We start from the raw sequence: 25,833 nt of genomic DNA, 5'->3' as shown, positions 1-25,833 counted from the left end.
CGACTATAATCTTTCAGTTACAATTGGTTTTGGGAGGAAATTTTTCGCGTCAAAAATAATACATCCATCTTTAAAAAAGGGAGTTACATCAATTTTATTGAAACTTTTATGAGCAACTGCCAAGATAATCGCTGACGTGTCTTTTGAAATCGACGAAACCAACTCAATGTTGTATTCTTTTTTTACTTCCGAAGCATTTACATTATCGTCAAACACCTCAACCTCAATACCATATTCTGTGAGTTCATGTACAATATCAATCACTCGTGTATTTCTAATGTCAGGACAATTTTCTTTAAACGTGATTCCCAAAATGGTCACTTTTGCACCTTTGACTAGTTTTTCTTGTTTTATCATGAGTTTTACAACGCGTTCTGCAATGTATTTGCCCATGTTATCGTTTATTTTTCTTCCTGCTAGGATGACTTGCGGATTGTATCCTACGCTTTTTGCTTTGTAGGTTAGGTAATACGGATCAACGCCAATGCAATGTCCGCCAACTAATCCTGGCGTAAATGGTAAAAAATTCCACTTTGTTCCAGCAGCTTGTAATACTTCATGTGTATCAATTCCTAGTTTTCCAAATATTAACGCCAATTCGTTTACAAACGCAATGTTGATATCTCGTTGTGAGTTTTCAATCACTTTTGCAGCTTCTGCTACTTTAATTGAGGAAGCTTTGAAGGTTCCTACCGTGATGATACTTTTGTATAATTCGTCAACTTTTTCAGCAATTTCAGGCGTACTACCCGATGTTACTTTGACAATGTTATTGACTCTATGTTTTTTGTCTCCCGGATTTATACGTTCTGGCGAATAGCCACAAAAGAAATCTTGATTGAACGTTAAACTGCTTTTTTCTTCCAAAATTGGCACACAAACTTCTTCTGTACAACCTGGAAACACGGTAGATTCATAAATTACAATATCATCCTTACGTAACACTGAACCTACTAATTTTGAAGCTGCTTCTAGTGGAAATAAGTCTGGAAATTTATGATCTGTTATTGGTGTTGGAACAGTTACAATGTACACATTTGCTTTTGCAATGTCTTCCGCCTTATCTGTGTATTGTAATGTTGCTGCTTGTTGCAATTCTTCGTTACTTACTTCTAGCGTATGATCGTTTCCTTGCTGCAATTCTTGAATTCGCGCTTGGTTGATATCAAATCCGATGACTTGGAATCCTTTTTTGCTAAATTCGACAGCTAAAGGCAATCCAACATATCCTAAACCTATTATGGAAATTACCTTATTTTTCATTTTCGACAGCTTGTTTTTTAAAAAAATCGTACGTAATTGATAATCCATCACGTACAGTGTATGCTGGTTTGTAACCTATTAATTTTTGTGCTTTTGATATATCTGCTAGTGAATCGCGAACATCTCCAATACGGCTTTCACCATAGTTTGGCTCCACAGTACTGTTAGAAATACTTTTGATATGATTCCATAAATCATTTACACTGATACGATCTCCAACCGCTACATTGATGACTTCATGCTGATTTATTTCGGCAAATAATGATTTCATATTTGCTTGTACTACATTTTCGACAAATGTAAAATCTCTCGTTTGATTTCCATCACCGTTGATTGTTACTTTTGTGTTATGTATTCCTGCATTGAAGAATAGTGGAATGACAGCTGCATACGCACCTTTTACATTTTGTTTTGGTCCAAAAACATTGAAATATCGTAATCCTACTGTGTGAAAATTAAAATGCTTCGAGATATTTTCTGCATATAATTCATTTACGTATTTCGTAATTGCATACGGAGATAATGGGTTCCCGATGATTTCTTCTTGTTTTGGCAATGCTTTACTATCACCATATGTACTTGAAGAAGCTGCATATACCATACGTTTTACGCCAGCATCTCTGGAAGCAATCATCATGTTTAAAAAACCAGAAATGTTTACGGCATTCGTAGAGATTGGATCGTTAAACGAACGCGGAACCGAACCTAATGCTGCTTGATGCAATACAAAGTCCATTCCGTCAACTGCTTGTTTACACGTTTCTACATCTCTAATGTCACCAAGAATAAATTCAAAGTTTGGATTTGATTCAAATCCAGCAATGTTATGTTTAAAACCTGTTGCTAAGTTGTCTAATACACGAACTTTTTTAGCATTGTGCTTTAGTAAATATTCAACTAAGTTTGATCCGATAAATCCAGCTCCACCTGTAATTAAAAAACTATGGTTTTCTAGGCTTCCTTGATGATATGCTTCTTGGTACATAGTGCTATTATTGGGTGCAAAACTAGCCATAAATTTTTACACTAGAAAATAAATGAGTTTTAAGGGGAAATACCCTTTTTTACAAGGGTTTTATCCCCTTTTTTTTTATCCTATTTTTCGAACAATAAACCACGGATTTAGTAGGTTTTCTTTGTTGTATTTTAGTGGTTTATCGGTTTCTAGTGAATATACTTCTATTCCGACAGCATTACAAATAGCCTGACCTGCAGCTGTATCCCATTCCATTGTTGGTGCGTATCGTGGATATGAAGTAGCTTTTCCTTCTGCTATTAAGCAAAATTTTATGGAGCTTCCTGCTTTTACAAGCGTTACTTTTTTGTTTTGTGCTTTTAGTCGTGCAATTAAGTCGTGCACTTGTGCATTGGTATACGATCTGCTTGATGTTATTTTGATAACATCACTTTTTTCTTCTGGAAAGATTTCTACAGCGCTTTTAAATATTTCAGGAGTTATTTGATGCGCTTCTAACTCTAATTTGTATGCTTTTTTTTCTGATGTTATTGCAAAGTATAGTGTTTTCGTAACCGGAATGTATATGATTCCTAGTATTGGTTTGTCGTTATCAATTAAAGCGATGTTTACGGTAAATTCGCCATTTCGTTTAATAAATTCCTTTGTGCCGTCTAATGGATCTACACACCAGCATTGTTGCCAATGTTTGCGTATTTCATAGTTGGTACGATCGCCTTCTTCACTAATAACAGGAATTCCTGTGCTTTCTAATGCTTTTTCAATATGATCATTTGCTTTTTGATCAGCAATGGTTACGGGAGAATCGTCTGGTTTGATTTCTACTTCAAAAGGTTGATTTTCATATATATCCATAATGATTGAACCTGCATGCACTGCAGCTTCAATAGCTTTGTATAGATGAGATTGTATCGTGTTAGGAGTGATTTTCATGTTTATCTTACGTAATAAAATAACTATTATTTAAGAACCTTTCATTGATTCACATACTATGATTTATTTTCACTTTCTTTTTCTTTGCTCGCACAAAGAAAAGAAACAAAAGAAAGTGCGTTTTTCCAGAGGTATTTTTGACTGAAAAAGTCAAAACCGTATCCACTTTTCTAAATTTTTTCCAAGGCTTCAAAAATTCTTAACGAAAAATGTATACTACACTGCGGAAAAAGAATAGATACATTTTGTTTTCATATCAAATTGCGCTTATTATATTTTATTTTTACTTATTTCATCAGATTTCGAAGACTTTCTTGCCATGAAATCGTTTTGATAATGTTTCGGACTTTCGTTTTGTCTAATACACTATTTTCAGGTCGTGCAGCTTTGGTTTTGTAACTATTACTACTTTTTAGTGAAGGTCGATCTGCTTCTGATAGGTTCAAATTTTTGATAATTTCTTTCGTAAAATCATACCAAGTGGCTTCACCTTCATTACTGAAGTGATAGATTCCGAAGTCAGTATTGTCTGTTGTGATAATTTCTAATATCAATGCTGCCAAATCGTTAGCATTGGTTGGCGTACCTTTTTGTTCCGTTGTAATCGTTAAATCTGCTTTTTCTGCTGCTTTTCGCAAGATGGTTTTGTAAAAGTTTTTACCAAATTCGGCATATAGCCAAGACGTACGAATGATGAAATAGTTTTGAAATATTTCTTGAATGTATTGTTCTCCTTTTAATTTGGAAGCTCCGTACACACTTATCGGATTTGTAATATCCGTTTCTATATATGGCGTTTCTTTTTTTCCATCAAATACATAGTCTGTAGAGATATGTAGCAATGTTGTATTCTGTTCATTACAAGCTTTTGCCAATTGCTTTGCTGCTTCCGCATTGACCAAGTATGCTTTTTCTTCTTCACTTTCAGCCAATTCCACATTCGTATACGCAGCACAATTTACACAGTAATCAATCGCATTTTTAGAAAAGTAGTCATTTATAGCATTGCTATTTGTAATGTCTAATTCGCTTGACGATTTGAAATGAAATGAAATATCAGTAAACTGATTGTGGATTTTTTGAATACATTGTCCTAATTGACCATTAGCACCGGTAACTAAAACCGTTTTCATAGTGTTATAGATTTCAAAGTGGGAAGTATTTTGTCTTTATCTGAAAGTTGAATTTCATCTTCCGAAAGCATCCAATCTATGGCAATATCTGGATCGTTATAAATAATCCCTGATTCTGCTTCTTTGTTCCAAAAGTTATCGCATTTATACGCAAATATAGTATCGTCTTTTAAGACAGCAAAACCATGTGCAAATCCGCGAGGAACAAAAAGCTGTTTGTTGTTTTCATCGTTTAAAACAATTGAAAAGTGTTGTCCAAATGTTTCAGAGTTTGGTCTAATATCTACAGCAACATCTAGTACTTCTCCACGAATAACACGCACTAATTTTGCTTGTGCATGTTCTCTTTTTTGAAAGTGCAAACCACGTAATACTCCTTTTTGAGAGATTGATTGATTGTCTTGTACGAAGTGTGTTTCCACTGGAAACTTTTGTTTGTTATAGGTTTCCATGAAACTCCCTCTAGAATCTCCAAATATTTGAGGTTCTATGATAAAACAGCCTGCTAATGGTGTATGAGTAATGTTCAAGACTAAATTTTATTGTATTTCTAAAAGATGTTTTCCATAACCACTTTTTAATAATGGTTTTGCAAGTTCATCTAATTGTTCTTTGGTAATGAATCCCATTCTATATGCTGCTTCTTCAATAGCGCCAATTTTTAGTCCTTGACGTTCTTCAATGACTTGCACAAATTGTGAAGCTTGCATTAGTGAGTTGAATGTTCCTGTGTCTAACCAAGCTGTTCCTCTATCGAGAATACTAACGCTTAGTTTTCCTTTTTCGAGGTATACACGATTTACATCGGTAATTTCGAGTTCGCCACGTTTACTAGGTTGTATATTTTTGGCAATTTCCACAACTTCATTGTCATAGAAATAGATCCCTGGAACTGCATAGTTTGATTTTGGTTCTGCTGGTTTTTCTTCAATAGAAATTGCATTGCCATTTTCGTCAAATTCAACAACGCCATAGCGTTCTGGATCGTGTACGTGATATGCATAAATGATACCACCTACAGGATTGTTATTTGCTTGTAGCAAGGTTGCCAGTCCTGAACCGTAAAATATATTGTCCCCTAAAACCAATGCAACTTTATCGTCACCGATAAATTTTTCACCAATTATAAATGCTTCAGCCAATCCATTTGGCAATTCTTGTACTTCATAATGAAATTCACATCCGATTTTTTTCCCATCGCCCAATAATTTTTGGAATAATGGCAAATCTTGCGGTGTAGAAATGATTAGTATTTCACGAATTCCTGCACTGATTAAGGTAGAAACAGGATAGTATATCATAGGTTTGTCATACACAGGCATTAATTGCTTGCTTACCGCTAAGGTAAGTGGATGCAATCGTGTTCCTGATCCTCCTGCTAATACTATTCCTTTCATCTGTTATTTTTTATTTTGTTGTGTATTTAGCTAAATACCATTCTATTGTTTTCAAAATACCCGACTCAAAGTTTTCTTCTGCTTTCCAACCAAGTTCATTTTCTATTTTACTTGCATCAATAGCATATCTGAAATCATGTCCAGGTCGGTCTGTAACAAATGTAATTTGTTCTTTGTACGACTTTGTTGTTGGATGTAATTTATCTAACAATTCACATATTGTAGTTGCAATATACACATTGTTGCGTTCGTTTAGTCCGCCAATATTGTAAGTTTCACCTGCGTTTCCTTTTTGGCACACTAAGTTAATCCCTTTGCAATGATCTAATACATATAACCAATCGCGGATATTTGTTCCGTCTCCATAAATTGGAATATTTTCACCTGAAATTGCTTTTCGAATGATTGTCGGAATTAACTTTTCATCATGTTGTTTTGGTCCGTAATTGTTAGAACAGTTTGTTGTTACAACGTTCATTCCATACGTATGAAAATAACTGCGCACAATAAAATCCGAAGATGCTTTTGAAGCACTGTATGGACTGTTTGGTGCATATGAAGTACTTTCCGTAAATAAACCTGTTTCTCCAAGAGTTCCGTATACCTCATCTGTTGAAATGTGATGAAATCTACACTGTTCGCAACCTTCTTTTATCTGGTTTGGACCATTCATCCAATGTTTTTTGGCAACATCTAATAAATTGAATGTTCCAAAAATGTTTGTTTGAATAAACGCATCAGGGTTTTTAATAGAGTTGTCTACGTGTGATTCAGCTGCAAAGTGAATGACTGCTTTAAAATCGTACTTCGTAAACAATTTTTCTATCAAATCTCTATTACAAATATCGCCTTCTACAAACGTATAATTTGAATTATTTTGTACTTCTACAAGGTTTTGCACATCTCCTGCATAGGTAAGTTTGTCTAGGTTCACAACCACAGTATCTTGGTGTTCTTCCAAGAAATATGGTATATAGTTTGAACCTATAAAACCTGCTCCTCCTGTTATAAGTACTGCGTTTTTAGGCATTTAATCGTTTGTTTTCTTCGTATGAATTTAAGTAGCTGTTTAATTCTCTTAATAGAATAAACATTAGTAATAATGATAGTGTTAAAACTGGAATTTTAAAAAAGAAACTATCGTAGAAACTTTTTATTTCTGCTCCTGGAGAGAAACCACTTAATACGTTAATGATTTCATTATTTAATTCTTTTTTATAGTTAATTTCAAGGAGTTTTCTCGAAATATCTTCATTCATCTTTAAGAGTTCAATCTCTTTAGTTTTTCTGTCATTATTAGCTGCCAACTGAATATATGTTCCTGATCCTGCTTTAGCTTCATCTTTAGGATCTTTTTGAAGTAATTGCTTGTATACCTCACCTAACGTATCAATTTTTACTAACTGATCTCTCAGTGTTTTTTCAGTTTGTTCAAGGTTTTTAAGATTTACTTCCTTTTGTCTTTTGATGTAGTTGTTTTCAATATTTTTGCTTACAAGTGGCACTTGCAATGCTGGAATAATATCTTTATCAGAAGATATTACTGATACTAAGTGTGTTTTAAAATCTAAAGGACTAGTGTTTTTTCTAAATTTTCTAAAGTCAATTTCACCTAAAACAAAAGTAGTATCTGTTTTTTTCATGAAATCATTGTATGCATTCAACATTCCATTTTCAGTTACATCTGGCTCAATAAAGAATCCCATCAAAGTTCCAGCTTCATTTTCAGTAATGTTAAAAATTTCTGCAAGCTTTGTACTGTCTGAATCTTTCGAAAGACCGTTATAATATCTAATATTTGAATACAGTTGACGTGTACTCTCATAATTAGCTTCTATATACATATTTGAACCGTATATCGGTTCTTGTCGTGCATCTATAAACCATCCAACTACTACACTTAAAAAACCTACTATTGCAAATTTTAAAACATGAACTCTCATTATTATTAGCACTTTAATAATAAGATCAAATAATAATAAAAATACATTTCTCAAAAACTTGAAAAGCTTGCTAAAGACTTTTCCAATCATTCTGAATAATTCCCCTAAATCAATTTCAGTACTTGGTTTAGGTGCTTCTGGCTTGTTTTGAACATTCTCGCTCATATTCTTTTTATTTGTTGTTTAATAGTTGTTCTAAAATTTTTCTTGTAATTAAGTATGTTGGTTTTACTCCAGTCGTTCCTAATCCGCCTGAAGCTAATGTACTTCCTGTTTCTAATGGGTTATCTGAAGCGTAGTATGCGTATCTAACCTTTACATCTTCCGATATACTTCTTCTAATTTTTGAAGCCGATTGAATGGCTTTCTGATAATGTGCTCCTTCCATTTCTAAACCAATCACGTTCCATGTAGAATCATGGAAGAATTTTAAAATGTCTTTGTTTTGCAAAGAAGTTCCCAAAACTGATATCATAGAACCTTCAAAAACTTCCAGTCCATGACCTTCTAAATCTTCTTTTTGCAATTCGTTTTTAAAAGGATAGTTATCTGCAGTTCCTTCAAATATATGCGCTGACGGAATCATGATATCTCCTTTTCCTCCTTCTAAAATTCCTGCTTTCCCCATTATGGAAACCGAAGCGACATTCAAATATTCTTTTTTTGTTTTGTCTTTACTTGAGTATGGTTTTAAAAACTCATCAATCGTTTCATATGCTTGTTCACCAAACGCATAATCCATCACAAATAAAACAGGTTTTTCTTCATCGTTTTTGGCAGTACATGTGTATGATGTTTTGCTAAAATCGATTTTAGAAGTATCGAAAATTTGTACGTTAATATTTGTTCCTGATTCATCTTCAATATAAATCATTCCCTTTTTCAACGCTTCTTTTTCTACTTTAGTTCGAAGTTTATCATTTCCTGAAGTACTTAAGGCTTCAAAAATATCAAACTCGTCTGTTGCATTGAGTTGTTTTTGCAATAATTTTGGCGCAAAAATAGAGTTCATTACACTGTGCATATTGGCACTAATGATATGAATTGGTCTGTGTAATAAATTATTTTCTTTTAATACTTTTTTGATATTGTTTGCCCAAACTTCTCCGTGAATATGATGTCCTAAACGTTCGCGCAATACTGGACTAAACGTAATGGTTCTTTTTTCACTTTTAGTAAGTTCTTTAATAGCAAGCTTTCCTAACCAATAGATAATATTTAGAAAACGTTCAGGATTTTCTTTGGTAGAAAATGTTTTGTGTGCATCTAAAATTTCTTCAAATGTTCTTCCTAAAATATTTGCTGTATGCGTAATGGCAACTTCTCTTTCGGCAAGTGTTAACTTTTTCTTTCTACAAACCGCAGCTTCTAGTTTTTCCCAATCGCGTGTTGTTTCTCCATCTTCACCAATTAAAACACGATTGCAAATTTTGTGCGATTCTATAAATAAAAACGTCAAATGCGTTAAGATATCATAGATTTCCGAACGTCCACGCGTAATTTCAATGTTCATCTGCTCCTCATCAATTCGGTAACAGTTTCTTCGTCTTTTTGGTGGAATGATCGCTTTGAAATGTGAATTTTTATATCCTTCATCAGACGTTAAGTTGATAAAACGACATTCTTCAATACCAATTGGCAAACGATCAATTACGTATAATAAACCGTTAATTTCTGCCTTTTCTTCAGCGATAGAGCCATAGATTTCAGGGCGCAACACTAATAAAGACTGGCGCAGCGTTTCTCCAGAAACACCCATAGGTTTGTAGAATCCACGATTAAATAAATGTCTCATGGTTATGTACAAACGCTCAATGGCTCCTGATGATTCTTGTGCTCTGGTTCTTTCGTGTATTTTAATGTTACTCATATATGGTTTTTCCGCACAAAAATACAAGTTAATTTGGGATTTCTATGCTTTTTTGTAATTCGTTAGCGTTTCTGCTATTTTTCTATCGTTCGATAACCTTGGAATTTTATTTTGTCCACCCAGTTTTCCGATTGATTTCATGTAATTTTGAAAGCCGTCTTTTTGGATTTTCGTAATTTTTAAAGGTTGTAAAACTTTTCCTTTTATGAGATCAAAATAGTAACTGTTTTGCTTTTGTAATGAAGCATCCATTGTTGCTGCAAACGCTTCTATATTTTCAGGTGCTGCTTCAAACTCTATAAACCATTCATGATACGGCAATCCTATTTCTGGGTTTATTTTTGGTGCTACAGTAAATTCATTTATGCTTGCGCCAGAAGTTTGCAAAGCATCATTTAATGCGTGTTCTACTTCTTTCCCAATAACATGTTCTCCAAATGCCGAAATAAAATGCTTGATACGACCAGAAACAATAACTTTGTATGGTTTTATTGATGTAAATTCTATGGTATCACCAATATTGTAGCCCCAAAGTCCAGCATTAGTAGAGATTATCATGACATAATTTACACCAAGTTTCACATCTTTTAGGGTAATTCGGGTTGGATTTTCGTCAAAAAAGGTATTTGCTTCGATGAACTCATAAAAGATTCCTGATTTTAATTGCAATAACATGCCTTTATCATCTTGCTGATCTTGAAACGCAAAAAACCCTTCACTTGCTGGATATAATTCAATACTGTCTACTTTTCTGCCAATTAGGTTTTCAAATTTGTTTCGATAGGGTTCATAATTTACACCTCCAAAAATGAACAATTTAAAATCGGGAAAAACATCGCCTATTTTTTTACCTGTTCGTTCTACAATTCGCTCAAAATACATTTGAACCCACGAAGGAATTCCACTAATAATCGCCATTTTTTCAGACAACGTTTCATCAACGATTGCTTCAACTTTCGTTTCCCAATCTTCAATACAATTGGTTTCCCAACTTGGCATTCTGTTTTTTTGCAAATATCCTGGCACGTAATGCGCTACAATTCCTGAGAGTCGTCCCAGTTTTACACCATTTTCTTCTTTTAAAATTGGACTTCCTTGTAAAAAGATCATTTTTCCATTGACAAAGTCTGTATTTCCTGTTTCTGCTACGTATAGTAAAATTGCGTTTCGAGCAGCTTCCACATGCGTTGGCATCGATTCTTTTGTGATTGGAATGTATTTTGCGCCAGAAGTTGTTCCAGAAGTTTTGGCAAAGTATACGGGTTTTCCTTTCCAGAGAACGTCCTTTTCGCCAGCAACAACTCTTTCCACATAAGGCTTTAACGCTTCATAATCACGAATTGGCACACGTTTTACAAAATCTTCATGAGAATGAATATTTTCAAAATCGTGATCTTTTCCAAACTGAGTTTTCTTTGCTTGTTTTATGAGTTTTTCAAATACTTTTTCTTGCGTTTTTATAGGCTTTTTAGCCCATTTAGACACTTTCTTTTGAATGCGTTTGGCAAAAGGTTTGGCAAGTAAAGCTTTTAACGATTTCATCTGTTAGTTTTTATTTTTTAATTCGGTCAGATGTAATTTTTTATAATTTAAAATCAATATATGATGTTGGATTTACAGAATATCCTTCACTCCATAATTCAAAATGTAAATGCGGACCTGTGGTTAATTCTCCTGTATTTCCTACAGTTGCAATCACTTCTCCTGCGGTTACTAAATCGCCTTGTCGCTTAGTCACAGATGCATTGTGCTTGTATACTGATATTAAGTTATTTGGATGTTCTATAATTAATACATATCCTGTTGCAACCGTCCATTCTGAAAATATAACCGTTCCGTCAGCTGTTGCTTTTACAGGTGTATCTTTTGGCGCAACAATGTCAATAGCAAAGTGTTTTTCTTTTGGGTTGAATTCTTGTGTAATTTTCCCTTTTATTGGTGGAAATAATACATAGTTTACTTTAGAGGTTGCAGTTTCAAACAAGTTGTATTTATCTTCTTCGGCAACTTCTTCACGTAATAATGAATCTAATTTATTCGGTGTTAAATCAACTTCTTCCGCATCAATTTTGAATGATTCATATAGCGAATCTTTATTGATGTTTTCACTTTTTATTTCTCCCGTAAGGACATTACGAATGGAAGCCATATATATAGAATCGCGCACACGAACTTGCTGTAAGGAATCTATTTTTTCGTTGAGTTCTATCGCTTTTGTTTTTAACGCTGTTGACGAATACCCAGGAATATATTCACGTAAGGACGTAAAAGCAATTAAAAACGTAGTTAATACGATGAGTAAAATGATAGAAAAAGCAGTCAACACAAAGACATTTAAACGTGTCAGTTTAAATGAAATGCGTTCTTCAAAAGTATCTTCGTTCAGAATTACCAGACGATACTTGTGTAAAAGCTTCTTTTTAAGTCGTTGTTTTTTCTGATTATCTTTGGCCATAACTCAATTGTACACTACAAACTTAAAAGAAATTATTAGTAATAATATTGTCTGGAAGTGTTTTTTTATGCTTCTTTGTAGTGGTATATATATTTATTTTTACCTTTGTAGCTTAAATTTAATCATTATGATGTCTTTAAATATGTTTTTAGCAATTCCAGGCGGATATTCAATTATCTTAATAGTTGTTGTAGTATTGCTTTTATTCGGAGGAAGAAAAATTCCAGAATTAATGCGCGGATTAGGTAGCGGAATTAAAGAATTTAAAGATGCTACAAAAGAAGATGAAGCAAAAAAAGTAGACAAAGAATAGTTTATTCTTTTATATAAAAATTATAAATCCACACTGTTACAGTGTGGATTTTTTTTATGCAAGGACGCAACCAAATACTATTTTATGCATCTATTGTGAAAACAATAGCATGAAAGCCAACTATTTGATTGTATTACTTGTTCTATTTTTTACATCATGTTTTTATAATGATGACGATGTACTTCCTCCTGAAACATCTATATATCAGCAAGTAACATTACTACGTTCCGAGCTGGAAACTTCAATAGTATTACAAGAAGCAAAGCCAATTACTGAAACAGGAAAAATTTATGTTAAAGGATCGTATTTGTTTATCAACGAACCTTACCAAGGTTTTCATATCGTTAATAATGTAGATCCTTCCAATCCTGTTATTGAAAAATTTTTAGTATCTCCAGGAGCCACCGACCTTATTTTTAAGAATGATTCTTTCTATATAAACCAAGCAGTAGATCTTGTAGCTCTTAAATTTAATGCTTCTTTTGATGGAGTTATTGAAACACAACGCGTCGAAAATATATTTCCACAACTCCTTTCCCCAGATGGCTTTTTTCCAAATGTAGCTCCAAATGAAATTGTTATTAACTGGACACAAAATTAAAGATATGAATACACTCAAAACTTTTATTTTATTGGTATGCGTTGCAATTATGTATACTTCTTGTGATTCAGACAGTTCAGATATAGCAAATGCAGCAAGCGAATCGGGACAATCAGGATCTTTAGCGCGTTTTGTAACATTGGATGACTATTTGTACACCGTAGATTTTCAAAATTTGAACGTTTTTAATATTAGCAATACTGAAAATCCTGTGTTAGTGAATACGATTAATGTAGGTTTTAATATTGAAACATTGTCTTCCTATAAAAGTTACTTATACATAGGATCACGAAACGGAATGTTTATTTATGATGCTACACAACAAGAAACTCCTCAGTTACTGTCAAATGTACAACACTTTACAGCTTGCGATCCTGTAATTGCAAATGATACACATGCATTTGTAACCTTGAAAGGTGGAAATTTGTGTGGGCAAGATTTGAATGTATTGGAAGTTTATGATGTTACGGACGCAGAAAATCCAATATTACTTTCACAACGCAATATGATTGAACCTATCGGAATGGGATTTTACCAAGATAAGTATCTATTTGTGTGTGATGATCAAGTTAAGATATTTGATATTTCTGATCCTGAAAGCATGCATTTAGTACATGCAATTGACACAGATAGTTTTGATGTTATTATTCAAAATGATCTACTGATATTGATAGGTGAAACAGGTTTAACGCAGTATATGCTTGATACAGAAGATATCCAGAATGAAACTTTCTTGAGTTCATTAAGTCTATAAACATATTTAAATTTTATACGTATCCATTAGTTTTGTATACTATTCTCTTTTTTATTTCTATCCAAATTAACCATATAGATGTGTTATATTTGAAATGATTGTTGCACTAAGAATACTGTTCAAAATCACTAAAACGTATATATGAAAGAATGGTTTAAGTATGAATATGGCTTTGTAAATATTGACGATGAAAATATCTACTTTACCAATACTGGAAATTGGTCGGAAACGAACGGTTTGAAAGAAAAGGGTGTGCAACAACAAAATTCATTTCGGCAATTTCGAATGAAAATTATTCCTTTTACTATTATTGCTGTGGTGGTTTTTCTACTTATTTTTCCAATTGATTCTGGAAAAGTGAAGTTTTCACTAATTGCTGGATTAGTTGTGTTGGCAATTTCTACTCGAAATTATTTGAAAAGAGAAATTGGTGAAAAGTTTAAACTTCCGCTCTCAAAAATTGAGAATATTAAATTAAATGGCAAAACAGCAACCATTACTTTTGAAGATGGAGAAGAAAAGTTGACAGAACAACTCCTAGAAAAGCTTGATCGGAAAGGAATTCAATTGTTAGAAACAGTACAAAGATCAACTATGGAATAATTTTTGTGCGATTTAGTTCATGAAAAAACTACTACCGATTTTCGCTTTTATCTTACTTTGTCAATGTAAAAGTGAGCCAAAAAAAATACCACAAACCAAACTTCCTGTTCCAACAGAAAAAATTAATATAGAAAAGAAAAATGAAATTGTTATCAGTGTTCACGATACTATTGATGAGTTTTTCACAAACCTTTTTGTTGATGAATTTCAGGATAAACCTGATATGATATACTTGGGGGAAAAAAAGCAACGAACTTCTGTTACAATTCCAACCGAAAAAAACATACGAATTTTAGGCGGCGATCCTTTTGTTTCCTTTAATTACAAATTGAATCTTGAAAAAGGAGATAGTGTTGTGATTGCTATTGATAGCATCCGAATATCGAACACAAAACATGTCGGTTTTCCAGTATTTGAAATTCCAAACAGTACAAGGAATTGGGCAGAATATAATTTTGATTACTTACTGTTTAAGAAGAATATTCGCGAAGGCGGAATTGTGCTCGACACCACTAAAAAATACCCAATTTCTTCTGTAAATCCAGAAAAATCACTTGCAAACGCACATTTTTTACTTGATAGTTTGATGGAAATTGACAAAATAACAACTACTTTTTTTCATGAGAAAAAACAACTTGCACAACTAAAATATGCCGCAAATAAGATCAGAAGAGCAAATCAAAAAAATGAAGTTATTGACTTAGATAATATCGGAATTCAATTGAATGATGCCAACTTACTTGATAATCAAGAATATATTTTTGCGATTAGAGCTTATATTGATTATACCTATTTTAAAAAAGAGAGAAGAGTCAAAAATTCAAAACGATTTGATTTGATTCTCGCAAAAGAAACTTTTTTGAATACTGCTTCAAAAGAAGTAATGCTTAATTCGTACTTAAAAAGTATTTATTTTTTAGAAAAAAGTAAATTCAAAAAATATCTTGATAAATTCAATGCGTTTAATACAAATAAGACCTTAGAAGAAAAATGGAATGCTGTTTTGACAGACTTAGATACGAATACTAAAAAACTAAATTCAACAAATAGAACTGTTGGACTTTTGAGTAATTTAATTGAAGATCGAACTTTTACTTTTGAAGAAGTATTAGCAAACCAAAAAGGTAAAATTGTACTTGTCGATTTTTGGGCAAGTTGGTGTTCACCTTGTAGACAAGAAATGCCTGCATTAAAAAATTTGAAAGCTACTTTTAACGAAGATGAATTACAAGTTATTGAAATTTCTATTGATACAGATTTCAACGCTTGGGAAAGAGCTTCAAAAGTGGAAAAAATTCAGTTAGAAACACATAATTATATTATTTCAAACTGGAAAAAAACCAATCTTTATAAAAACTATAATATCAAAACGATTCCACGATATTTGTTGTTTGATAAAACAGGTAAAATTATAGATACAGATGCGCCAAGACCAAGTACAAAAGCGTTAGTCGAATTAATTCAAAAACAATTATTATAGAAACTACCGAAAACATATTTGAACATTTTGAGCAGTTTATCAAACTTTCTGATGAATTGAAAGCTGAATTAGAGAATCGACTGCACCTTATTACCTTTAAAAAAGGCGAACTCATATTAGATGCAAATCAAATTTCTACGACAAGTTATTTTATCAGAAAAGGAATGCTACGCACTTATTTTTTAAAAGATGGAAAAGAAATCAGCGAGTATTTTTGTAGTGAAAATGAATGGATAAATTCTCCGAAAAGCTTCATGCAACGGAAAAAAGACATCTATTATATTGACGCAATTGAAACTACAGAAGCTTTTTCATTGCACATAAATGACTTAGGATATTTGTTTGATAATTTTCCAGAAATGGAACGCTATTCACGACTTTCTATGGGAACAATTTTTGGACATTTAATGGAACGAATTACATCGATGCGTTTTGCTTCTGCCAAAGAAAAATACACTCATTTTCTTGAAACTTATCATGCTATTTATCATCGTATTCCTTTAGGAATGGTAGCTTCTTATATTGGAATTACACAGGAAACCTTAAGTAGAATTCGTGCCGAAAAATGATTATTTGATCTAGATCAAAAGTTTTGAAGTTGTGATGAAGTTACTTTGTATAAAAAGTAAACAACTATGATTTCATCAAAAAACATACAACGCATATTCTTATTATTTTTCTTAGTTTCTACCACAATATTTTATGCACAAGAAACACTTCCAACCAAAAACACAGAAGCTATTTTATATCTTGGAAAAGGCAAAAAACAACCTTTAATTGTTGGACTTGGTGGTTCGGAAGGTGGAAATGCTTGGACGAGTGACTATTGGAAAAAAACCAGAGATCAGTTTATTGAAAAAGGTTATGCTTTTTTAGCAATTGGCTATTTTAATGCAAAAGATACACCTCAACTTTTAGAAAAAATTGCTCTTGAAGATGTACATAATGCCATTGTAAAAGCAACACAACACACAAAAGTAGATGCTGAACGAATTGCCATTGTTGGCGGTTCGCGTGGAGGCGATTTAGCATTGTTAATTGCAAGTTATTACGACGATATTGATTGTGTTGTCGGAATTGTACCAAGTCATGCCGTTTTCCCAGGAAATACCAATCATTTTACAAGTTCATCTTGGACTTTTAATACTACTGAATTACCTTTTGTTCCTGTAAATGAAGCTTCGGTTCCTTTTTTAATGAAACGTGATTTACGCGGCACATTTGAAGCCATGTTACAAGATAAAGAAGCCGAAAAGAAAGCATTGATTAAGGTTGAAAATATAAAAGCGCCTATTTTATTAATTTCTGCAACCGAAGATGAAATTGCTCCAACAACACCAATGTGTAACAAAATGATGAATAGACTGAAGCAACACAATTTTCAATACTATACAGAACATGTTGCCATTGTAGGTTCGCATGCGGAACCTTTACAGCATTTTGAATTGGTTTTTAATTTTCTGAAACACAAATTTCCTGTGAAGAAGTAAAAGTAATTTCTGAGAAAGAATAAAAACAAGAAATTTAGATGCAATTCAAAAATCCTAATGAAGGCTTTGACTTAGGATAAGATTATTGTAGTTTTAACTGTAATTAAAGTTATAAAAACTAAGATTCTTGTTTCACATACGTGTAAACAATTATTTATACTAAACTCACACATAAAGTCAAGCTTAACACTCACATAAAAAGATATTCAATTGTTATAGCATTAATAACGATACTCTCTTTTGCTTATACGTTTATGATTGCAGTATTATTTGCACAAGATTCTGATGCTATAAATTATTATTCTGATGCTGGTTTTTCATTAAGTTTTTTAGGCTGTTTAGTCATCTTCATTGTCTACAAAATTGATACTTTTATTAATAGAGCTATACATAGGTTTTCAAAATCTATGTTTACCATTAGTTTTTTCGTGAGTTTCTTTACTAGTCTGCTATTATTTTTCTTAAGCTCTTGGTTATTAAATGGTTTTTTAAGAGATGAATGGTCATTAGGTTTTACATTTTTAAAACAGCAAATAATATTTATAAACTTTCTTTTATTACTAATACTATCCTACCATACAATAGTTTATTTTACAAGAACTACAGCTATAAAAAATAAAAAACTAACCGCTGATAATGCCGAAATGAGTTTGGCTTTAAATAAATATTTAACCCGTATTCCTTCCTTATCAAACAAGAAAACAGAGTTGATTCCTATTTCTCAAATTTTATTCTTTAAAATTGAAGAAGGTGTTGTTTTTGCTTATACGAATACTAACAAAAAAAAGCCATTAACAATCACAACGTTAAACTTGTTAGAATCTAAATTGAATCCTGTAAAATTCTTTAGAATTAATCGTTCTGAAATTGTGAATATTGAAAAGGTTGAATCTTTTGAACCTTATTTTAAAGATAGGTTGGCCATAAAAATTATAAATAATAGCACAACACTTTATACTTCAAACACAAAATCTGCACTTTTTAGAGAGTGGCTTTTAGAGGCTTCAAATTAGTGCTTATTCAATTGAAAATTCCCTTAGTTCAATAAAAAAATCACTGTATACTTTACTAAGTATCGTTTGTTTGTAAAAAACGAAACAAATGATTAATTCAATAAAGAAAATTAACAAACCTAAAAAATGGTTGTTCCTTATTTCATCTCTATTTGTATGTACGCTCATTGTTTTATACTTCTTTAGAGATAGAAGTGTTACCTATGCATTGCCTGAAATTTCTAAAAGTGAAAATTCTGAAAGAAAAATAAAAAATTACTTTGGTAAAGAGTTTGAATGGTTTTTATATACTCCTGATAATGTTCCTATTTACATAAAAGAAATTGGAGAAGGCGAAACTATTGTAACACTTCATGGAGGTTTTGGTATGACACACGATTATATGCGAACCTTTATGAAACCTTTTGAAGATAAATTTCATCTCGTTTACTTTGATCAAAGAGGATCTTTACGATCGCCTGTTCCAGATTTTGATTTTGAAAAATATATAACGCTAGAAAATATGGTGAATGATCTTGAGTTATTAAGAAGAGCTTTAAAGGTTGAAAAAATAAAAATAGTAGCACATTCTATGGGCGCACTTTTAGCCTATGAATACATGAAAAAATTCCCTGATAATATAGGTGATATTATAATTATATCTGGCTTTGTTCCAAAATTCCCAGATTCTAATGCTGCTTTTCATGATTTATTTACTTCACAAGCAGAAAGAGAAGCTTTCACAAGCAGAAACGAAATCAAAGAAGAATTAAAAAAAATAAAACATACCGTTGACAAAACAGCTGCTGAATATATATACCTAAACTATAAAATAAACTCTTCTTCAACTCAAATTTATGATATTAATAAATGGTCTGAAACGACAGGTGGCGTAGGTTTTTATAATCCTAAAATAAATGAACTAATTGGTCCAGAAAGTAATATTTCTTTTTTGTTTGGATTAAAGTTTTACTGGAAAGAAAGGCAATTCAAAAAAGGTACTTTGGATACAACAGACACAAACAAGTTTATAGCTCCCATAAATTATTTGCCTTATATTGAAAATCATTCTGGGAAAATAGATTACATGTTGGGAACACATGAAGTTGGTGACTGGAACTTAAGATTATACAAAAGATATATAAAACAATCTGATAAAGTAAAAATGCACGTTTTTCAAAATGCAGGTCACAATATTTGGATTGATAAACCACAGGAGTTTCATAAAAAACTATCACAACTATTAAGTAATAGATAAAAGAATGAATATCATTAATCAATCATAGACAACTGAATTCGTTTTCTACTTTCGTCAACCTCAACAACGGTAACCGTTACATGTTGGTGTAGTTTGACAACCGAATTGACATCGCTGATAAATTCATTCGCCAATTTTGAAATATGAACCAAACCACTTTCCTTAATTCCGATGTCTACAAAACAACCAAAATTGGTAATATTGTTTACAATTCCAGGTAAAGACATTCCAACTTTTACATCCGAAATCTTCTTTACATTCTTATCAAATTCAAAGAGTTTTGCTGCTTTTCGTGGATCAACGCCAGGTTTTTCTAATTCTTTAACAATATCGTTTAAAGTCGGCAACCCTATAATTTCTGTACAATAACTTTCAAGTTTGATATTGCTTAAAACTTCTTTATTTCCAATTAACTCTTCGACAGAAATTTTTGCATCTTTCGCCATTTTTTCAACAATATGGTAACTTTCAGGATGCACAGTAGAATTATCTAACGGATGTTTTGCATCTCTAATTCGTAAAAACGCTGCTGCTTGCTGAAAAGCTTTTGGACCTAATCTTGGTACTTTTTTCAAACTACTTCTTGAATCAATTTTCCCGTTTTCAGTTCTAAATTTCACAACATTTTCTGCCAAATTTGCGCCAATTCCAGACACATAACTCAGCAATGCGCTACTTGCCGTATTTACATTTACACCAACCGCATTTACACAACTCATAACAACAGTATCGAGTTCTTCTTTGAGTTTGGTTTGATCAACATCGTGCTGATATTGTCCAACACCGATTGCTTTCGGATCAATTTTTACAAGTTCGGCTAATGGATCTTTTAAACGTCTTCCTATAGAAACCGCACCACGAACTGTGACATCATAATTTGGAAATTCAGCTCGCGCTATTTTTGAAGCAGAATACACAGATGCACCTGCTTCATTGACGATAAAAACTTGTAAATCGCGATCGAACTGAATTTTTTTGATAAAAAATTCTGTTTCGCGTGAAGCCGTTCCATTTCCAATAGCAATGGCTTCTATTTTGTATGCATTTACTAATGATCGTATTTTTTTTCCTGCTTCGGTAATTTTTCGCTGTGGCGGATGTGGATAGATGTTTTCATTGTGTAATAAATCACCTTTTTCATCCAAACAAACCACTTTACAACCCGATTTGAAACCTGGATCAAGTGCCAACACTCGTTTTTGACCTAATGGTGCGCCGAGTAATAATTGCTTCAAATTATCTGCAAAAACTGAAATTGCTGTTGCGTCTGCTTTTCCTTTTACATCATTCATGACTTCATTTACAATTGCAGGCGACAACAAACGTTTGTACGCATCTTCAATAGCAATAAATACTTGATCTGTACATGATTTTATATCTGTTTTAATGATCAATTTATCAATGATATCTAAAGCTTCTTCTTTGTCAACAGTAACTTTTACTTTGATGTAACCTTCATTTTCCGCACGTAACATCGCTAATAATCGATGCGATGGTGTTCTGTGAAGTGATTCGCTCCAATCAAAATATTGTTTGTATTTCTGCGCTGTCTCGTCTTCTTTTTTTGCTTTGACCACTTTGGTTGTAATCGTTGCTTTTCGTTGATAGAGACGTCTTATTCTATTTCTAACGTATTCGTTTTCGTTAATCCACTCTGCAATAATATGTCGCGCACCTTCTATTGCTTTTTCTACAGAAGCAACTTCTCCTTTTACAAAACGGTTTGCTGCATATTCAACATCTTCATGTTGTTGTTTCATGATAATTTTTGCCAACGATTCTAATCCGTTTTCTTTGGCTATAGACGCTTTTGTTTTTCGTTTTTTCTTGTACGGTAAGTAGATATCTTCTAACGCTATTAAGGTTTTCGCTTGTGCAATTTTTTCCTGTAATTGTGGCGTTAATGCATCTTGTTCTGTAATAGATTTTAGAATGGCTTCTCGCCTTTTTTCTAATTCTGTATAAGCGGCTTTTAGTTTCACAATCTGACCAATTTGAACTTCATCCAAGTTTCCCGTCATTTCTTTTCGATAGCGAGAAATAAACGGAATTGTACAATCTTCATTTAGTAGTTGAATCGTTTTAAGGATACTTTTTTCTGGTAATGAAAGTTGTGATTGAATGTATTGAAGTTCGGTCATGAAGGTGTTTTTTAATTTAATAATTGAATGATTCAACGATTAAATGATGCGCGCTTTTGAATGCTGCAATTTACTATTTTTTGGATTGAATTATTACTCTTTTTTACAGTTTTAGGTCATCAACTTGTTCCGAGTACATTTCAGCGAAAGCGATATTATAAAACATAAAAAAAGCACATAAGTTATAAACTCATGTGCTTTTATCGATTTTAATGTATGTTGTTATTCTTTGATTTTTAATGATGTTAAGACTGCTTCTATTTCAAACATGAAGTCTCTTTTTTCTTCCGACGGCGCAAATACTAATCCTTCTATAACCACCAATCTGTCGTGTTGTTTGTCTTCTACAATATAGTTAAGAAATGGACCAGCCATATGGAAGTTTTTCATTTCCCATCTCCCTTTGGTTTCAAAGGCTGGTTTGTTGTCTACAATTGCATCATACAAATATGGCGCATAGGCTTTTTCAGTAATCATGTGCATTCTTTTTGGATCTCTACCAGGCACGTATGCTTCTCCGATAGAATCGCGCATTTGAATAATGGCATCAATCGTTGTAGAATCTTTTGGAATACTTCCAAATGGCAACGTGTATGCAATGATATTCATGGTTCCTTTTGGAACTTCGCGTTCAAACCATACAAAGTTGTTTTCTTGTTTTACCATTTTATACGCAGAAGGAATGTTTAGAGAAATTCCTAATGTTTCATCTAGTGTTTTATCTCGCGTAAGTGAACCTTGAATGAATTTTTGCTTTGAGCGTAATTCGTTTAGTTTTAAGGTTGTTATTGATTCTCTTGCATTTTCTTTGAGTTGTGATATAATTTCATCATCAGTTCCTGTAACATATACTATTTTTTGCGGTTTTGCGTATATGTTTTCTTTGATTTTGAACTGTTTTTTGTCTGACGATTTTACAAAGACAACACTTCTACATTTTGTCAATATTCCGTCAAATACTTGTGGACTGATGTGTTTTATAGAGAATATTGGTTCTTCAATAGCTAAACCATCGGTTGGCGCTGCATAAATACTTCGTATGCTGTCACCAACTGCTCCGTTCCATAAATCGTCATCTACAACAATAGTAAGTAAATTTACTTTTCCGTAGGATTCTGGCAAATATTCTTCTGCTCTTTCACTATTTTTTCTGTCTTCACAAGAAGTGAATATTGCCAAAACAAATATGATTGCATATAATTTTTTCACGAGATCTTATTTTTATTAGTTGTTTTTATTTCTTGGAAACCTGCAAGGTCATTCCTGGTTTTAGTTTATTACCGCTAATATCATTCCATTTTTTGATATTCTTCACAGAAACACCTGGAAATTTTTGCGCAATGCTCCACAAAGAGTCGCCAGACCTGACAACATAGGTTTTTGCATTTCCTGTATTTTTTTTCTTCTTGCTTGGTTTTTTACCTGAAAAACCTGGCTTTTTGGGATAAACCGTTAAGCGTTGCCCTATTCGTAACCTGTTAGATCGAAGTCCATTCCAGCGTTTTAAATCACTAACTCGCACACCAAAACGGCGTGCAATTTTTCCTAAGTAGTCTCCATTTTTTACACGATAACGTGTACGCTTGTCCATTTCAAAAAGTTGAGGCAATGGTTTTTCGCGTTTTGCTAATTCTTCTTTCGCTAAGGCGTAAATTGCATCTTCATTGTTTACAAATTTTCCAACTTCTTTTACAGGCAAACGCAATGCATAGTTTTTTCCTTTTACATTAGGAATAACATCTAGTTTGTATGATGGATTGAAGAATTGTAAGTCTTCTACTTTTACATTTAATACTTCTGATATTTGATCAAATGTGAGTATTTCTTTTACTTGAATTGTGTCGGTAGCAAAGTGTGGAACTTCTATTTTTTCTACTTGAAAACCGTGTTCATCTGCATATTCAAAGATGTACATTGTTGCTAAGAAAGCTGGTAAATATCCTGCTGTTTCACGCGGTAGGTTTTTACGAATATTCCAGTAATTTTCATAACCTCCAGAACGTCTAATTGCTTTTGAAACGTTTCCAGGACCTGAGTTATACGCCGCTAATGCTAAATCCCAATCGCCAAATATTCGGTATAATCTTGCTAAGTATTGACAGGCTGCTTTGGTCGATTTTTCAGGATCGCTACGTTCATCAACATAGGAACTTACGTTTAAATCGTATTCTTTTCCTGTTCTGTACATAAATTGCCAAAGTCCTGTTGCTCCAACACGTGAGCGTGCTCTTGGGTTTAAAGCAGATTCTACAATGGCTAAGTATTTTACTTCTAATGGAATGTCATAATTGTCTAACTCTTGTTCAAACATTGGAAAGTAGTATTGACTTACTTTCATTAAACGTTCCATTGATTTTTTTCTTCGTTTTAAGAATCTACGAATAACACTTTCTAATGAAGGATTGTATTCAATGTTAAATGGTGTTTTGGCGTTGAGTCGTTCCAAACGTGCTTTTAGCGTATCAGTTGGTAGTTCTTGATATACAACAGGATCGTATTTAAGTTCTGAAATTTCTTTGTGAATAGTATCAAATAAGTCAGCGCCACCTAATTCACGCAACCAAAGACTATCAATTGTAGCAGCAAATTTGTTGTCCTGCAATTCATATTTCTCCTCAATTTTTGTCAATTCTTTTCTTCCATCGAGCATAACAGTTGTACTGTCTATTTCAGGAAGAATGTCACTTGTATTACGTTTAATTTCGTTTTTCGTGTCAAAATAGATCGTATCAATCATCACCGTTTTTTTACCATCTAAGATGATTGTGTCTTTGATAATTTTGAACGTTGGTTTTGGCGTTTCTTTTACTTTTTCAGGAGTTTTTTCATCTTCTTGTGCATGTCCGATGAACGCAATGAATACAAAAAATATGGTAAAGAGATATTTCATCTATTGTAGGTTGTTTTTTTATGTGTTCTATATATAGAAACGCGATTGCTGCTAAATTCGTGTTTTTTCTTCGAATTTTGAAATTCTCATATACTAAAAAAGTCTAACTACGAGAATTAGACTTTTTTATATATGATATTTGTATTGCATTTTTACGCTAAAATCGCAGCAATTCCTGGCAATGTTTTTCCTTCTAAGCTTTCTAACATGGCACCGCCACCTGTACTTACGTAGCTTACTTTTGGTTCAAAACCAAATTGTTTTACCGCTGCTACAGAGTCTCCACCACCAACGAGTGAGAAAGCTCCATTTTTAGTAGCATCCGCAATAGCATGTCCTAAAGCAATGGTTCCTTTGGCAAAGTTTGGCATTTCAAAAACACCTAATGGTCCATTCCAAAGAATCGTTTTTGATAATGCAATAACCTCAGCAAATTTAGCTTGTGTAGCTGGTCCAGCGTCTAATCCCATCCAACCATCAGGAATTTGAGTTACGTCTACAACTTTCGTGTTTGCATCATTGGCAAATGCATCTGCAATTACAGAGTCTACCGGTAAATGAATCGTTACATTTTTAGCCGCAGCTTGCTTCATTATTTCTTTTGCCAGTTCTAATTTATCATCTTCAACTAAAGAGTCTCCAATGCTTCCACCTTGTGCTTTGATGAATGTAAATGTCATTCCTCCACCAACTATTAGGTGATCTATTTTGTCTAAAATGTTGTCAATAATGGTGATTTTTGAAGATACTTTTGCACCTCCAAGAACTGCCGTTACTGGTTTTTCGCCAGTTTCCATTACTTTAGAAATACTTTCTATTTCTTTCGCTAGTAATAGTCCAAAACATTTTTTGTCTGTAAAATTTTGTGCAATAACAGCTGTAGATGCATGTGCTCTGTGTGCTGTTCCGAAGGCATCATTTACATAGATATCTCCTAATTTAGCAAGTTGTGCAGCAAATGCTTCATCACCTGCTTTTTCTTCTTCGTGAAAACGTAAATTTTCTAGTAATAATACTTCTCCTTCTTCTAAGCCTGCAACTGCTTTTTCAGCTTCTTCACCGATACAGTTTCCTGCAAATTTTACTTGTACACCAATAACTTGAGAAACCGTTTCTGCAATGTGACGCAATGAAAATTCTTCTTGAAATCCTTTTGGTCTTCCTAAGTGTGACATTAATACACAACTTCCACCATCTTCTAGTATTTTGATGATTGTTGGTTTTGCAGCACGAATACGAGTGTCGTCTGTTACTTCAAATTGATCGTTTAATGGTACGTTAAAATCTACACGGATGAGTGCTTTTTTATCTTTAAAGTTAAAATCGTTTAGCGTTTTCACA

At 32.9% G+C, this 25,833-nt stretch carries 24 protein-coding genes; 9 read left to right on the top strand and 15 right to left on the bottom strand.

Translation table 11 applies throughout. The features are described from left to right. Positions 1-3: 3 nt before the first annotated feature. From ACUUYC_RS07725 to ACUUYC_RS07675, 11 genes are all read right to left on the bottom strand, one after another. A complete protein-coding gene (locus ACUUYC_RS07725; RefSeq protein WP_474265083.1) occupies positions 4-1,263 on the bottom strand; it encodes a nucleotide sugar dehydrogenase in 1,260 nt (419 codons plus the stop codon). Then, positions 1,253-2,248 carry an SDR family oxidoreductase gene (locus tag ACUUYC_RS07720; protein WP_474266361.1) on the bottom strand — a complete coding sequence of 332 codons (996 nt, stop codon included), beginning with the start codon at positions 2,246-2,248 and terminating at the stop codon, positions 1,253-1,255. The genes ACUUYC_RS07725 and ACUUYC_RS07720 overlap by 11 nt, the downstream gene beginning before the upstream one ends. A gap of 105 nt (positions 2,249-2,353) precedes the next feature. Continuing rightward, positions 2,354-3,172 carry a 3'(2'),5'-bisphosphate nucleotidase CysQ gene (gene cysQ, locus ACUUYC_RS07715; protein WP_474265082.1) on the bottom strand — a complete coding sequence of 273 codons (819 nt, stop codon included), beginning with the start codon at positions 3,170-3,172 and terminating at the stop codon, positions 2,354-2,356. Positions 3,173-3,459: 287 nt separating this feature from the next. Next, positions 3,460-4,305: a dTDP-4-dehydrorhamnose reductase gene (rfbD, locus tag ACUUYC_RS07710; RefSeq protein WP_474265081.1), complete on the bottom strand. Its 846-nt coding sequence runs from the start codon at positions 4,303-4,305 to the stop codon at positions 3,460-3,462. Further along, positions 4,302-4,835 (bottom strand): dTDP-4-dehydrorhamnose 3,5-epimerase, encoded by a 534-nt coding sequence (rfbC, locus tag ACUUYC_RS07705; protein WP_474265080.1) that lies wholly within the window; start codon positions 4,833-4,835, stop codon positions 4,302-4,304. The genes rfbD and rfbC overlap by 4 nt, the downstream gene beginning before the upstream one ends. Before the next feature lie 9 nt (positions 4,836-4,844). Then, the gene (gene rfbA / locus ACUUYC_RS07700) at positions 4,845-5,702 is read right to left on the bottom strand and encodes a glucose-1-phosphate thymidylyltransferase RfbA (RefSeq protein ID WP_474265079.1); all 858 of its coding nucleotides are present in this window, start codon (positions 5,700-5,702) and stop codon (positions 4,845-4,847) included. 10 nt (positions 5,703-5,712) lie between these two features. Continuing rightward, positions 5,713-6,732 (bottom strand): dTDP-glucose 4,6-dehydratase, encoded by a 1,020-nt coding sequence (gene rfbB, locus ACUUYC_RS07695; RefSeq protein WP_474265078.1) that lies wholly within the window; start codon positions 6,730-6,732, stop codon positions 5,713-5,715. Then, positions 6,725-7,810, bottom strand: coding sequence for a hypothetical protein (locus tag ACUUYC_RS07690; RefSeq protein ID WP_474265077.1), 1,086 nt, complete (start codon positions 7,808-7,810; stop codon positions 6,725-6,727). The genes rfbB and ACUUYC_RS07690 overlap by 8 nt, the downstream gene beginning before the upstream one ends. Positions 7,811-7,817: 7 nt before the next feature. Next, the gene (locus tag ACUUYC_RS07685; protein ID WP_474265076.1) at positions 7,818-9,515 is read right to left on the bottom strand and encodes a DUF6909 family protein; all 1,698 of its coding nucleotides are present in this window, start codon (positions 9,513-9,515) and stop codon (positions 7,818-7,820) included. Between the two features lie 42 nt (positions 9,516-9,557). After that, complete coding sequence (locus ACUUYC_RS07680; protein ID WP_474265075.1) at positions 9,558-11,057, bottom strand: GH3 auxin-responsive promoter family protein; 1,500 nt, start codon at positions 11,055-11,057, stop codon at positions 9,558-9,560. 40 nt (positions 11,058-11,097) lie between these two features. Beyond that, positions 11,098-11,970, bottom strand: coding sequence for a M23 family metallopeptidase (locus ACUUYC_RS07675; protein ID WP_474265074.1), 873 nt, complete (start codon positions 11,968-11,970; stop codon positions 11,098-11,100). A 127-nt stretch (positions 11,971-12,097) separates the two neighbouring features. Between ACUUYC_RS07675 and tatA the strand changes: the two genes are divergently transcribed. From tatA to ACUUYC_RS07630, 9 genes are all read left to right on the top strand, one after another. Beyond that, on the top strand, positions 12,098-12,283 hold the full coding sequence (gene tatA, locus ACUUYC_RS07670) for a twin-arginine translocase TatA/TatE family subunit (protein WP_474265073.1): 186 nt from the start codon (positions 12,098-12,100) through the stop codon (positions 12,281-12,283). A 109-nt stretch (positions 12,284-12,392) separates the two neighbouring features. Beyond that, positions 12,393-12,884, top strand: coding sequence for a hypothetical protein (locus ACUUYC_RS07665; RefSeq protein WP_474265072.1), 492 nt, complete (start codon positions 12,393-12,395; stop codon positions 12,882-12,884). Positions 12,885-12,888: 4 nt separating this feature from the next. Next, positions 12,889-13,638 (top strand): LVIVD repeat-containing protein, encoded by a 750-nt coding sequence (locus ACUUYC_RS07660; protein ID WP_474265071.1) that lies wholly within the window; start codon positions 12,889-12,891, stop codon positions 13,636-13,638. 141 nt (positions 13,639-13,779) lie between these two features. Beyond that, entirely contained in the window at positions 13,780-14,241 is a 462-nt protein-coding gene (locus ACUUYC_RS07655; RefSeq protein ID WP_474265069.1) for a hypothetical protein, read from the top strand. 19 nt (positions 14,242-14,260) lie between these two features. After that, entirely contained in the window at positions 14,261-15,721 is a 1,461-nt protein-coding gene (locus tag ACUUYC_RS07650; protein ID WP_474265068.1) for a TlpA family protein disulfide reductase, read from the top strand. A 56-nt stretch (positions 15,722-15,777) separates the two neighbouring features. Further along, the gene (locus tag ACUUYC_RS07645) at positions 15,778-16,290 is read left to right on the top strand and encodes a Crp/Fnr family transcriptional regulator (protein WP_474265067.1); all 513 of its coding nucleotides are present in this window, start codon (positions 15,778-15,780) and stop codon (positions 16,288-16,290) included. A 66-nt stretch (positions 16,291-16,356) separates the two neighbouring features. Beyond that, a complete protein-coding gene (locus ACUUYC_RS07640) occupies positions 16,357-17,211 on the top strand; it encodes an acyl-CoA thioester hydrolase/BAAT C-terminal domain-containing protein (RefSeq protein ID WP_474265066.1) in 855 nt (284 codons plus the stop codon). A 254-nt stretch (positions 17,212-17,465) separates the two neighbouring features. Continuing rightward, on the top strand, positions 17,466-18,224 hold the full coding sequence (locus ACUUYC_RS07635) for a LytTR family DNA-binding domain-containing protein (protein WP_474265065.1): 759 nt from the start codon (positions 17,466-17,468) through the stop codon (positions 18,222-18,224). Between the two features lie 88 nt (positions 18,225-18,312). After that, a complete protein-coding gene (locus tag ACUUYC_RS07630; RefSeq protein WP_474265064.1) occupies positions 18,313-19,461 on the top strand; it encodes an alpha/beta fold hydrolase in 1,149 nt (382 codons plus the stop codon). Between the two features lie 14 nt (positions 19,462-19,475). Here the strand turns inward: ACUUYC_RS07630 and ACUUYC_RS07625 are convergent, their stop codons facing one another. From ACUUYC_RS07625 to ACUUYC_RS07610, 4 genes are all read right to left on the bottom strand, one after another. Further along, entirely contained in the window at positions 19,476-21,602 is a 2,127-nt protein-coding gene (locus ACUUYC_RS07625) for a Tex family protein (protein WP_474265062.1), read from the bottom strand. Between the two features lie 222 nt (positions 21,603-21,824). Next, a complete protein-coding gene (locus ACUUYC_RS07620) occupies positions 21,825-22,811 on the bottom strand; it encodes a DUF4837 family protein (RefSeq protein WP_474265061.1) in 987 nt (328 codons plus the stop codon). A gap of 25 nt (positions 22,812-22,836) precedes the next feature. Continuing rightward, positions 22,837-24,492 carry a LysM peptidoglycan-binding domain-containing protein gene (locus tag ACUUYC_RS07615; RefSeq protein ID WP_474265059.1) on the bottom strand — a complete coding sequence of 552 codons (1,656 nt, stop codon included), beginning with the start codon at positions 24,490-24,492 and terminating at the stop codon, positions 22,837-22,839. A gap of 152 nt (positions 24,493-24,644) precedes the next feature. Continuing rightward, positions 24,645-25,832 carry a phosphoglycerate kinase gene (locus ACUUYC_RS07610; RefSeq protein ID WP_474265058.1) on the bottom strand — a complete coding sequence of 396 codons (1,188 nt, stop codon included), beginning with the start codon at positions 25,830-25,832 and terminating at the stop codon, positions 24,645-24,647. Position 25,833: the final 1 nt, after the last annotated feature.

It is taken from the genome of Kordia sp. E (assembly GCF_056033805.1).
The sequence above is the reverse complement of the archived record's forward strand: the minus strand, read 5'-3'. Positions and strand labels throughout refer to the sequence as shown.